Annotated in this window: 11 protein-coding genes; 5 read left to right on the forward strand and 6 right to left on the reverse strand. The window is 47.8% G+C overall.

Annotated elements, in window-relative coordinates:
• Positions 1-12: 12 nt before the first annotated feature.
• The 3 genes from ACQY6F_RS09540 to ACQY6F_RS09550 are packed head-to-tail and all read right to left on the reverse strand — an operon-like array spanning position 13 to position 2,949.
• Positions 13-1,491 carry an aldehyde dehydrogenase gene (locus tag ACQY6F_RS09540; protein ID WP_428773932.1) on the reverse strand — a complete coding sequence of 493 codons (1,479 nt, stop codon included), beginning with the start codon at positions 1,489-1,491 and terminating at the stop codon, positions 13-15.
• Positions 1,481-2,341, reverse strand: coding sequence for an alpha/beta fold hydrolase (locus ACQY6F_RS09545; protein WP_428773933.1), 861 nt, complete (start codon positions 2,339-2,341; stop codon positions 1,481-1,483). Before ACQY6F_RS09545 ends, ACQY6F_RS09540 begins: the two co-directional genes overlap by 11 nt.
• A gap of 8 nt (positions 2,342-2,349) precedes the next feature.
• Positions 2,350-2,949, reverse strand: a complete 600-nt coding sequence (locus ACQY6F_RS09550; RefSeq protein ID WP_428773934.1) for an amino acid synthesis family protein — start codon at positions 2,947-2,949, stop codon at positions 2,350-2,352.
• A gap of 501 nt (positions 2,950-3,450) precedes the next feature.
• Between ACQY6F_RS09550 and ACQY6F_RS09555 the strand changes: the two genes are divergently transcribed.
• The 5 genes from ACQY6F_RS09555 (at position 3,451) to ACQY6F_RS09575 (ending at position 9,169) form a co-directional block, all read left to right on the forward strand.
• Positions 3,451-5,064, forward strand: coding sequence for a BCCT family transporter (locus tag ACQY6F_RS09555; RefSeq protein WP_428773936.1), 1,614 nt, complete (start codon positions 3,451-3,453; stop codon positions 5,062-5,064).
• 51 nt (positions 5,065-5,115) lie between these two features.
• Positions 5,116-6,147, forward strand: coding sequence for an LLM class flavin-dependent oxidoreductase (locus tag ACQY6F_RS09560; protein ID WP_428773938.1), 1,032 nt, complete (start codon positions 5,116-5,118; stop codon positions 6,145-6,147).
• Between the two features lie 111 nt (positions 6,148-6,258).
• A complete protein-coding gene (locus ACQY6F_RS09565; RefSeq protein ID WP_428773939.1) occupies positions 6,259-6,543 on the forward strand; it encodes a DUF1330 domain-containing protein in 285 nt (94 codons plus the stop codon).
• 193 nt (positions 6,544-6,736) lie between these two features.
• Positions 6,737-7,468 (forward strand): GntR family transcriptional regulator, encoded by a 732-nt coding sequence (locus tag ACQY6F_RS09570; protein WP_428773940.1) that lies wholly within the window; start codon positions 6,737-6,739, stop codon positions 7,466-7,468.
• Positions 7,469-7,960: 492 nt separating this feature from the next.
• Positions 7,961-9,169 carry a multidrug effflux MFS transporter gene (locus tag ACQY6F_RS09575; RefSeq protein WP_428773942.1) on the forward strand — a complete coding sequence of 403 codons (1,209 nt, stop codon included), beginning with the start codon at positions 7,961-7,963 and terminating at the stop codon, positions 9,167-9,169.
• A 16-nt stretch (positions 9,170-9,185) separates the two neighbouring features.
• Here ACQY6F_RS09575 and ACQY6F_RS09580 read toward each other — a convergent pair whose 3' ends face one another.
• From ACQY6F_RS09580 to ACQY6F_RS09590, 3 genes are all read right to left on the reverse strand, one after another.
• Positions 9,186-10,193: a substrate-binding domain-containing protein gene (locus ACQY6F_RS09580; RefSeq protein ID WP_428773943.1), complete on the reverse strand. Its 1,008-nt coding sequence runs from the start codon at positions 10,191-10,193 to the stop codon at positions 9,186-9,188.
• A 105-nt stretch (positions 10,194-10,298) separates the two neighbouring features.
• Positions 10,299-10,943, reverse strand: a complete 645-nt coding sequence (locus ACQY6F_RS09585) for a bifunctional 4-hydroxy-2-oxoglutarate aldolase/2-dehydro-3-deoxy-phosphogluconate aldolase (protein WP_428773944.1) — start codon at positions 10,941-10,943, stop codon at positions 10,299-10,301.
• Positions 10,944-10,979: 36 nt separating this feature from the next.
• On the reverse strand, positions 10,980-11,752 hold a 773-nt coding region (locus ACQY6F_RS09590), incomplete at its 5' end, for a dihydroxy-acid dehydratase (protein ID WP_428773946.1).

Raw genomic sequence — 11,752 nt, forward strand, 5'->3', positions numbered from 1 at the left:
GATGTTCCCTTATTAACGCATGATAAATGGGTCGGCCATCGGCTCAGATGACGTATTGATCCAAACTGTTTTCAATTGGGTAAATTCATTAATGGCATCGCTGCCACATTCGCGGCCATAACCACTTTGACCATAACCACCAATCGGAGCAGAGGCTGATACCGCTCGGTAGGTATTCACCCATACGATGCCCGAACGTATGCCTTTGATCATGCGGTGTGCCTTGGCTAAATTTTGGGTCCAGATTCCAGCGGCAAGGCCATACTTACTATCGTTTGCCAAAGACAACGCTTCTGCTTCATCAAAAAACGGAATTACCGTCGCGACAGGGCCAAATATTTCTTCCTGAACCACAGTAGCGCTGTGATCATTGCACTCGAGAATAGTTGGTGTGTAATACCATCCCGATTCGATATCTGCGCGTTTACCGCCGGTACGTAACTTTGCTCCCTCTTTTAGAGCGATGTCTACGAAACGCTCAACGGTCTCAAGTTGGGCTTGTGTGGCCATCGGGCCCATTTCTGTCTCTGGGTGTGAGGGATCACCAATAACGATTTTCTCGGCACGAGCTGTTAACTTCCTAACGAACTCCTCGTAAATGTCATGCTGAACCAATAGGCGAGATCCTGAAACACAACTTTGGCCTGCAGCCGCAAAAATCCCAGCCACGGCACCATTTACTGCACTGTCAATATCCGCATCATTGAAAATGATATTGGGAGACTTACCACCCAGTTCTAATGATAATTTTGCATAGTTTTCAGCCGAGTTGCGGATAACATGCTTAGAACTTTCACTACCACCAGTAAAAGCAATCTTACGTACTAGTGGATGACGGGTTAGCGCTGCGCCGCATGGAAGGCCATAACCAGTAATAACGTTTACTGCACCTGAAGGGAAGCCCGCTTCAAGCACCAAACGCCCTAATTCCAGTAGAGTCGCAGAGGCGTGCTCAGATGGTTTGAGTACTACGGTATTGCCCGCAGCCAGTGCTGGAGCTATTTTGATTGCCGTTAAGTAAAGCGGTGAGTTCCAAGGGATAATACCGGCTATTACCCCGAGAGGTTCCCGTACGGTGTAACCGAACATATCTTGCTTATCAAGCGCAAGAGTCTCACCTTCCACTTTGTCAGCCAAACCTGCAAAGTAATAGAAAAACTCAGGTAGATACCCAACCTGGCCACGAGTCTCACGGATTAACTTACCATTGTCCCGACTTTCAAGTTGAGCTAATTGCTCTTTGTTTTCAGCAATCAGATCTCCCAGGCGACGTAGCAACTTGCCACGTTGTGCTGGAGTGGTTGTCGACCATTCTGTTGAAAGGAATGTACTGTGTGCTGACTGAACTGCCCTCTCAACATCTTCTTCATCGGCGTAAGGAAAAATTGCCCATGCTAACTCTGTCGCAGGGTTCAAACTTTCAAACGTTTTTCCGCTTGCAGATTCTACCCACTCACCGTGAATGAGCATCTTAAATTGTTCAAGTGCCATTGACGACCTCCTGTAGTTTCGGTTGACCTTGCTGAGCCTTCTTTGATTTTTCTTGCTGTGGCTGATCTTGAATGAACGCCAACAGCATTTCATTTACTAAATGTGGGGCTTCAACTGGCATCATGTGACGTTGCTGTTCCAATACCACAACCTGTGAATTAGGCAGATACTGAGCTAGCCTATAGGCCATTTCGGGCGTAGACCCTACGTCAAGCTCACCTGTCGCCAGCAACACCGGTAAGTGCAATCTGTTCAATTGCTGCTTACCATAATTGTCATTCTCACCAAACAGTTGATAGGTTTGTAAATAACCCTGTTTGCTGTTAGTGACAATACGTTCTTTAAACGCACTGATTTGAGCAGGACTTGCACCGCGATACTCTTTACTGAACCAACGCTCAATTGCCGCTTCCACATTGGCTCCAGGGCCAAGTTTTTTTACTTCCTGACAGCGAGACAGTACATTATTGCGCTGATCTTCAGTACGGTTAAAAACGCTGTTTAAAATCACTAATCGATCAATACGATGCGTATATTTCAAAGCAAAAGCACGTGCAACCAAGCCACCCATCGAGAAACCCACTACGGTAATCGGCTTTGCCAGATTTAGCTCAGAGATCAAACTTTCCAACTGATCAGCATATGCTTCAATCGTGGAATCTTCTTGAGGGTCAGGACTTTCACCGTGCCCCAGCATGTCATACCCAATAATGTGGAAGTGTTGCTGAAGACCGGCTACTTGACCTCCCCACATGGATTTATCCAAACCTACGCCATGAATGAAGATGACGGTTTCGCCATCTCCACATGAAAAGTAGCTGGTTCCATCAACTAATTTCATGCTCTCCATACAATTCCTTATTGTTGCTGACCGGCTTTCTCTTTCGCTATTTCTTCAAGATCAATATAGCGATTACCAATACGAGGATGTACTCGACCGCCGTCGGATGCACCTAACACCACAACAATTTCATTGGCTGCTGGCGCATCTTCAATTTTCATTTCCAATGTGATGTAGTGCGAACGAAGTCCTTCATCGTCCTTGTGCATCATTGGTACTTGAATGGATGTACCGCCTGATCCACGCTTATTGGTAAAACTTAAGTAACTTTTCGCATCGACGGCTTCACGGTAGTGGTTGCCAAAACGCAGGGTATGAATCACTGCTGAAGCATGTTCAATTTCACCTTCCATGCCAACAACAGCCGCTTTTCCATAAGCCTCAATGTTTTCCGCACCACCCATTACACCTGTAAGCTTATCTACGATTAATGCACCCAAGTCTGAACAATGCTCCGTAATCTCAGGACGCAGGTTTTCAACAAACCCTCTACCGTGCCAAGGGTTTTCAATGACAGCGGCAACTGCAGCCATAGTGACAGGACTGTCACCTTCTTTACCGCCTTCAATACGAGTTTCTTCGATATAGGTACAGATCTTACGAATATTAAAAGCCATTTCGTTTTCCTTTCATATGCACTTTTTGGCAATAACATCTTTGCCATTCTCCATTTGGTATTATGGTATACCAAACAAACAAAAATGGAAGTAGATGATTTATTAGCCACTCACAAGTCAACATTAAAACAAACACTTCAATATCAGTAAGTTAAAATTATTTTCGGATATTTCATGGAAAATAAATTTTTCAATAAATCACATATTGATCACATTTTGTTAATTTAATTAACTTTGTACACAGTATTGAAAACAAGGTTGGCTTTTATATTAATCAAATTAAAACAATAAGTTATATCTACAAGATGGTTAGCTTGTTGTTAAAATCGCATCTTGATACGCCAATTTTTGGTGTTATGGTATACCAAGAAACACCATACAATATCAGCTCAACATGTGCTGATAACATAAAAAGGGGTGTCTATGGATGAAGTAAGTATAAAGACTTCGATTGTTCAGCCAAAGACACGATCATACAGTGTATAAAGGAGCAATCCTGCTATGATTTCCAATAACAACATGGTTAACAAACAAGGGATTTTTCAAGGGGTTAACCAAACTATGACCATCGCCTCATTGGTGATGGTTTCAGCATTTGTTCTCTTTTCAGTTCTTCAAATTGACTTGGCAAATACTGTCTATAAAGGCATCAAACAATGGATCACCAGCAATTTGGGGTGGTATTACATTGCAGCCGTAGCCGTCATATTTGTCTTTTCAGTTTGGGTAACATTCAGTAAATTCGGCAGTATTCGACTCGGTAAAGACAGTGACCGTCCTGAGTTTAATAACTTTACTTGGTTTGCAATGCTATTCAGTGCAGCCGTTGGTACAGGTCTAATGTTTTGGAGCATCGCCGAACCGCTCACCTATATTCAGGGCAACCCATTTGCTGACATGGCGCACATTCAGCCTAACACAGCCGAAGCTGCACAGATCGGCATGCGTATTACAATCTTCCACTGGGGTATGAACGCCTGGAGCGTATACGTGTTAGTCGGGTTGATTCTCGCTTACTTTGCTTATAGAAAAGGCTTGCCGCTTACAATCCGTTCTGCTTTATACCCCGTTCTTGGTGAGCGTATCTATGGTCCTATTGGCCATGCTGTCGACCTGCTGGCGATTTTCAGTACTCTTTTCGGTACTGCAACTACGCTGGGGCTTGGTGTTTCTCAAATGAATGCTGGTCTCAACTATCTATTTGATATTGAGATAAATTCAGTCAACCAGTTAATCCTTATTGTTGTTGTAGGTTCAATCGCAACATTTTCAGCAGTTTCAGGACTGCAAAAGGGTATTAAATTATTAAGCCAATGGAACGTCCGTATCAGTTCGATTCTCTTTGCTTTTTTCCTGATCGCAGGTCCAACCGCGTACCTGTTTGGTAGTTTTTTCACCAATATCGGGGATTATCTCAACAATTTTGTCGCTATGTCATTGTGGGTGGAATCTAACCCAACGAGCCAGTGGCAGGGTTGGTGGACAATTTTCTATTGGGCATGGTGGCTAAGTTGGGGTCCATACGTAGGTATCTTCATCGCACGGATTTCAAAAGGCCGTACCATTCGCGAATTGATGTTAGGCGGTATTTTAAGCAGTACCCTAGGCGCGTTTACCTGGATCACCATTATGGGTGGCACTGCAAACTACATTGAGCTTTACGGCGCAGGTGGTCTAACGGAAGTAGTAAATGAGAATCTAACCATGGTGCTGTACAGCACGATCGAGGCACTGAATGTGAACTGGCTAACCTGGCCAATGGCCGCACTTGCCACTTTAATGATCATTTCTTGGTTTGTGACCTCAGCGGACTCTGCCACGCTGGTTATCTGCACCATTCTTTCTATGGGCGGAAATCACCCACCAATCAGCATGCGCATTGTTTGGGGGGCAGGTTTAGGTTTAGTGGCAGGTATTTTACTGATGGCAGGTGGCCTACAAGGGCTGCAAGCCGCCTCTATCGCCGCTGCTTTACCGTTCTCGATGGTGCTAATTGTCATGGGTTACTGTTTTATGAAAGACCTACACAGAAACACAAAATATCAAGAATCACCGCAACCTTTAATTAAGCCCAAAAAACAAACGTTAAAGCCTGCGTCAGCTTTGTCTAAATAAGAAAACATTGAGGCTGGCCACCAGCCTCAACATTATAGAAAGGATACTGATATGAAGTTCTCTCTTTTCCTACATATGGAACGTTACGATGATAACAAAACCCACCAAGAGTCATTAGCTGAGCTGACTGAATTGGTCCAAATTGCTGAGCGAGGTGGGTTTGAGATGGCGTGGGTTGGCGAACACCATTCAATGGAATTCACCATTGCGCCAAACCCAATTAACTATATTACTTACCTTGCCAATAAAACCAGCTCTATTCGCTTAGGCGCGGGGACTTTTATCGCACCTTTCTGGCATCCGGTAAAATTAGCAGGAGAAGCCGCACTTGCAGATATCATGTGTGATGGCCGCTTGGAATTCGGCATTGCTCGCGGTGCTTACCAAGCCGAATTTGACCGTTTGATGAACGGTATGCCAGCGGCTGACGGTGGAAAATACCTGCGTGAAATGGTCCCGGCTTTGCAGAAACTCTGGACAGGCGACTACGCGCACGAAGGTGAACTATTCCAGTTCCCCACCACCACAAGTGTACCGAAACCCTTGCAGTACCCGCACCCGCCAATGTGGATTGCAGCACGCGATCCTGACTCTCACAACTTTGCGATCAGTAACGGTTGCAATGTCATGGTGACTCCACTGCAAAAAAATGACGAAGAAGTTCAAGATTTGATGAACAAGTTTAACGATGCCTGCGCAAATAACCCACAGGTTGCTCGACCAGAGCTCATGTTACTTCGTCATACCTTTGTAGGTGAAACAGAACAAGAACTAACAGCTGGTACTGAGGCCCTACAACACTGGTATTCAATGTTCATGGCGTGGGCTCGTAACAACCAAACGCCGGAAAACGGTTTCGTCAACCGCCTCAGTAGCGAAGACCTTGGTGAAAGTTTCAGTAAGGAAGAGTTGCGTAACAACCTAGCAGTAGGCACACCAGAAGAAATTGTTAAACGCTTAAAATATTATGAAACACTGGGTGTTAGCCAGTACAGCTACTGGGCTGATAATAGCCTAAGCTTCGAAGAGAAAAAGAAATCACTACAGTTGTTCATTGACCGGGTAATACCGGCATTTCAATAAGCATAAGATTCTATAGATTTATAATTATCTCTTTTCCCTACCTTGCCCCATTCACGTGGGGCTCTTTTTCTTAGTCCACATAATAACTTAAACCGAACATAGGAGAATATAATGAAAGGATACTGGCTCGCACATGTTACAGTTCATGATACAAAACAATACTCGAAATACACAGATCTAGCACCTCAGGCGTTTGAAGCATTCAACGGCAAGTTTCTCGCCCGTGGCGGACGTTGCCAACAACTGGAAGGTGATGATCGTCAGCGTCATGTTGTCATTGAATTTGCTTCATTTGATGATGCCCTTGCTTGCTACCACTCAGAGGCTTACCAACAAGCTGCGACAGAGCGTAAAGGAGTCGCGACAGCGGAAATTGTACTCGTAGAAGGCGTATAACATTCTTTGAATAGCCATTCGCCTATGCAAAGAACAAAAGAAAAATAAAACAACAATTGAATTAACAATTGCTTATAATTGCCTGCGTAAGACAACAGATGATCAAAAAGATACACAAAAAGGGGCATAACGCTTAGAGCACTCCATTGGCTTGCCAATAAATGCTCACCCGAAGTCGAAGTGAGAATACAGCATGATGAGACAACCTTCCCAGATTACTAAGATAGACAACAGCCGCATCCCTTTGCGTGAAAAAGTTTTAGCAACCCTCAGGTCTGCTATCATCAATTTTCAGCTCATGCCCGGAGATCGTCTGGTGGAGCGTGATTTATGCGACATGCTGGGAGTCAGTCGTACATCCGTTCGAGAAGCTTTGCGCCACCTTGAGTCAGAAGGTCTAGTTGACTATTTGGAGAACAAAGGACCAATTGTGACTCGCCTAACTCTTGAAACTGCGCGAGAAATCTATGAGCTACGTGCCAGCTTAGAAAGCCTGATTGTCCAGCTCTATACCGTCAATGCTACTGACAAGCAATTACAGATGCTAGAGACCAGTTTGGATCTGCTTACCCGCCGACTGACCCAAGGTAATGTTGCGAATATTCTTGAAAGCGTCAATGATTTCTACGAACTACTTTATGAAGGATGTGGTAACCAAACCGCCGCTAAGCTACTTCGCCAACAACAAGCAAGAGTCAACCTGCTTCGGGCTACCTCCATTTCCCAAGAGAACCGCTATATGCAGAGCATAGAGGAAATGAGAGCCATTGTAGAAGCCATCAAGAAACGTGATTGCACCGCGGCGCACTATGCCTGCGTCGAACATGTAAGACGTGCCTCTGAAGTGGCCCTTTCCGCGTTAGCCGAAAAGGAACAAGTAACGGATATACCAGTTATATTTGTCTCAGACCAATCACTTATTTAGATGACTCAGTACGTTAATTTCAATGTGCATAGTGATTAGGCATCATAAGCTCTGGGGTATGTGTATTTAATTAGCCTGTAATGTGACTAACCGTTGCAAAGTATGTGGTCAGGTGAGGACGAGATTCGCTTTATGAGTTAGAGACCTACTATTCACGCTTGATTTCTACCCCGATAAGATATTTTTAAACTTCTTGGACTACTTTATTTTGTCCAAATTCGCCGTTAAACGGCGCTACACATAATTCACTACTTGTTTATAAAACCAGGGGAAACTACATGCGTTAAATACGCAATGACCTTGCGAACATTCTGCATTACCTTTACAGTCATTCGTTAATTCCTGCTAGAATGTTTTTCCTTCACCTTTAGATAGTTACATGCAAACAGTTACGTTCTGGTAGCTGATTTCAATCGTGATGGCATTTTGGTTTATTCAGCGCATTCATCACCTCTGCGCGCTGCTTTTCAACGGCATTTTTACGGACAATTAATGAGCAACGGAATTCGCTACAAAGTCATACTCCTCGCCTGCCTTATCATCAGTATCGGCCAACTCAGTATGGGGCTGGTTTTTCCCTCGTTACCCTGGATAGCCGCAGATTTCGACATTACTCTGGACCAGGCGCAGCTGCTGGTCAGTATCTATCTGCTCGGCTTTGGCCCTTCGCAGTTTTTGTACGGGCCGGTTTCAGATGCAGTAGGCAGGAAGAAAGTTCTGCTCAGCGGGCTAATCATCGCCTTGCTGGGGCTGGTGATGATCCTCACCCTGCAGAGTTCATTTGAAGGCATGGTCATGGGGCGGTTTCTGCAGGGTGTGGGCACAGGTTGCTGCGCGGTACTCGCCCGGGCTTCCACCAGAGACCAGTTCAGCGGTGCCGATCTGCCCGTTGCGCTCTCTTACATTGCGATGGCCGCATCCATTACGCCTGTGCTGGCTCCGGTACTGGGCGGGTTTATCAACTTCCACTTTGGCTGGAGTATGGTTTTTATCTCCCTGTTCAGCTATGTGGCCCTGGCCTGGGTAGTGCTCGCGATTCTGTTTAACGAAACCATCGCCGAGAAGTCGACGATACCTTCCCCGCGCCAGATGATGGCGCAATACTGGCAGCTGATTCGTTCCACTTACTTTATCAGCTTCGCCAGCATCAGCTGGCTCAACTTCAGCCTGATGATCACTACCGTGTCGGTGATGCCGTTTATCATGCAAAACCAAATCGGCATGAATTCCGATGAGTACGCCCTATGGGCGCTGATCCCGGCGCTGGGGATGATTTTGGGTACCACGATTTGCAACCGGGTCAGGCCCAAAATCGGCACCAAAAACATGCTATTGGTAACCCCTGCGCTGCACGCCATTTCAGCATTGTGGCTGTTCCTCTGCCCGCTGGAACCGTTGTATTTAATGCTTGGCCAGTGGCTGCTGATCATGGGCAATGGCATTGCCCTGCCGTGTTCTCAGGCGATGGTGATGCTGCCGTATCATAAACGTGCCGGCGCCGCGGCGGCGTTGTCCGGTGGGGGGCAGATGGTGGTGTCGTCTTTGGTTAGTATGTTTCTGGTGCAGTTAGGCCTTAGCCAGCCGTGGCACCTGGCGCTGGTCATCGCCGCTTTTGCTCTTATCACGCTCAGCAACATCATCCGTGGATTTAACTCACCAGAAGCGCAGGCTAGTAACGCTGAGCCCGTTCATCCTCAGTAGCCAATAACAGCAGCCACTACAGCGTTTCGCCGTAGAAGAATTTGGTTGCCAGACTGATGACCTTTTTGGTTGCGGTCAGTTCGGGGTTGTGAATCCGCTCCAGCAACTGCTCTGCGGCAATTTTACCGATCTCTTCCCTTGGGGTGATCACTGTCGCCAGAGTCGGACTGATTGCGGAATGGATATTCTGGCCATGAAAGCCAACAATGGAGAGTTGCTCCGGCACCTTAATACCTTGGCGCAAGCATTCATAGAGCGCCCCGATAGCGATGTCGTCGTTAGTGCAGCATACCGCATCCAAATCCGGGTATTGGTCGAAGGCACGTTTCATTAACTCCGCCCCCAAGGTGTAAGTGGAAGACTCCAGGGTAGTGATTACTCTCGGTGTCATTTGCGCCGCTACGGCAGCCAGTTCATAACCCTGAATTTTCTGCTTGGTGCGCTCGTCCATACGGGCGGCGAGATAGACGATCCGCGTGCGTCCTTTCGCCAGCAACACCTCGGTTGCCTCTTTACTTGCAGTGACATTATCAAACCCCACCGCCTGTTGCAGTGGCGTTGAAAGTGAATCCATGATTTCGACAATCGGAATGCCGGAGGCGGCCAGAATCCGTTTCGAACGTTCGGTATGGACACTTTCAGACAGGATAATGCCGTCGACGTGGTAGCCGAGGAATGACTCGATGCGTTTTTCTTCGGTATGCTTGCCGTAACCGTAGTGGGCCAGCATCGCCTGGTAACCCTGCGGTTCAATCACCCCTTCAATGCCTCTTAACACCTGGTCGAACACCTGGTTGGTCAGGGAGGGCAGTAGCACCCCGATAGAGTGACTCTTGGCTTTAGACAGGATATCGGGCACGCGGTTAGGCACATAGCCAAGCTCTTTGACCGCCTGCTCCACTTTTAGCCCAACGGACTGGGAAACCTTGGTCGGGTCCCTCAGATACCGGCTCACCGTCATTTTGGTCACACCGACCAGATCAGCGATGTCCTGTAATGTCGGTCGGTTCTTTTTTACTGCCATACAGCCACTCTAACTTGCTGTGCTAAATATTGTTGTGTTGAGGCTACGTCGACATGTCATCGGCTGCAGCCTCAACTGACTGGCTCAGTCCAGTCCGCCAAGCGCTTATTGTCCCTGGCTGGCCAGCGCGATCGCTTCCCGGGTCAGTTCGGTGATGCGCGACCAGTCTTTGGCTGCTATCGCATCGGCCGGAATCATCCAGGTGCCACCGACGGTTTTTACACAAGCCAGTGATTGGTATTCCGCCAGATTGGCAGCGTTGATCCCACCGGTCGGGCAAAAGCTTACCTGTGGCAGCGGCGCCGAGATCGCTTTCAGCGCTTTGGCACCACCGTTGGCTTCGGCCGGGAAGAACTTAAGATGATCATAGCCCAAGTCCATCGCCGTCATGATCTCGGTCGGCGTCGAGACGCCGGGAATCAAGGCGACAGACTGGCTTGCCGCGTGTTGCAGCAGGCGCGCTGGTGCTCCCGGTGAAATGATAAACTTCGCTCCGGCGGCCACGGCCGCATCATACTGCTCTGGTGTCAGTATCGTGCCGGCGCCAACCAGAGAGTCTGGCATTGCTTCGGCGATCAGTTCAATCGCGTCCAGCGCCGCTTCCGTGCGCAGGGTAATTTCAAATACGTTAATGCCACCTTCAGCAAGCGCTTTGGCCAGCGGGACAGCATCATCACGGTGTTGGATAACCATGACCGGAACTATCGGTGAAGCTGCAAAAATGTGTTGCGGTGAGTGTGTCCAATTCATTGTCTAGTCCTGATTAGATTGCTAGCGGGTTATAGGTTAAATAGTTGTTGAATACAGTATACTTGCGCCTTGTTCGGCGGTGGAAATCGATTGTCGGAAAACGTTGAACAGCTCTCGGCCACTGCCGATTAAACTGCACGCCAGATCCGGCTGGTGTAGTGCTCTGTCAGCCACACAAACCAGTACGTTGACCGTTCCTGAAATGCCATCCACTTCGATCATGTCGCCATCTTGCAGCTTGGCCAGCAGGCCACCGCGATTGGCTTCCGGAGTAATGTGGATCACCGCCGGAACTTTGCCTGATGCGCCAGATAGCCTGCCGTCTGTCACCAGTGCCACGTTGAGGCCAGATTTCATCAGGTTGCCCATAATCGGCATCAGTTTATGTAGCTCTGGCATACCGTTGGCAGATGGCCCGTTAAAGCGCACCACTATCACGGTATCCTGGGTAAACTGGCCGCGTTTGTAGGCTGCTTCCACATCGTGCTGGGAGTCAAACACTCTGGCCGGGGCAACCACTTTGCGGTGCTGCTCGGCGACCGCGCTGACTTTCATCACCCCGCGCCCCAGGTTGCCGGACAGCACTTTCAAGCCGCCACTGGTACTGAAACAGCCCTGGCTATCGGCTAATACGCTGGTATCTCTGCTTTCAGAAACGCGCTCAAAAATCAGATTCTGCTCATCGTCCAGGTATGGGGTGGTCAGATAGTCTTCCATTGAGCCATACACGGGGTTGGCATCCATAAAGATTAAGCCACGCTGGGCGAGGTTGGCCATTAAGACCGGCACGCCACCAGCGCGGTGGAAGG

Origin of the sequence: Vibrio sp. (assembly GCF_050299255.1) — a bacterium.
Classification (GTDB): Bacteria; Pseudomonadota; Gammaproteobacteria; order Enterobacterales; family Vibrionaceae; genus Vibrio.

Excerpts from the sequence above, each read along its gene's own strand:
- ACQY6F_RS09540 (WP_428773932.1), bottom strand. The coding sequence starts at position 1,491 with ATGGCACTTGAACAATTTAAGATGCTCATTCACGGTGAGTGGGTAGAA.
- ACQY6F_RS09545 (WP_428773933.1), bottom strand. The coding sequence starts at position 2,341 with ATGGAGAGCATGAAATTAGTTGATGGAACCAGCTACTTTTCATGTGGA.
- ACQY6F_RS09550 (WP_428773934.1), bottom strand. The coding sequence starts at position 2,949 with ATGGCTTTTAATATTCGTAAGATCTGTACCTATATCGAAGAAACTCGT.
- ACQY6F_RS09555 (WP_428773936.1), top strand. The coding sequence starts at position 3,451 with ATGATTTCCAATAACAACATGGTTAACAAACAAGGGATTTTTCAAGGG.
- ACQY6F_RS09560 (WP_428773938.1), top strand. The coding sequence starts at position 5,116 with ATGAAGTTCTCTCTTTTCCTACATATGGAACGTTACGATGATAACAAA.
- ACQY6F_RS09565 (WP_428773939.1), top strand. The coding sequence starts at position 6,259 with ATGAAAGGATACTGGCTCGCACATGTTACAGTTCATGATACAAAACAA.
- ACQY6F_RS09570 (WP_428773940.1), top strand. The coding sequence starts at position 6,737 with ATGATGAGACAACCTTCCCAGATTACTAAGATAGACAACAGCCGCATC.
- ACQY6F_RS09575 (WP_428773942.1), top strand. The coding sequence starts at position 7,961 with ATGAGCAACGGAATTCGCTACAAAGTCATACTCCTCGCCTGCCTTATC.
- ACQY6F_RS09580 (WP_428773943.1), bottom strand. The coding sequence starts at position 10,193 with ATGGCAGTAAAAAAGAACCGACCGACATTACAGGACATCGCTGATCTG.
- ACQY6F_RS09585 (WP_428773944.1), bottom strand. The coding sequence starts at position 10,943 with ATGAATTGGACACACTCACCGCAACACATTTTTGCAGCTTCACCGATA.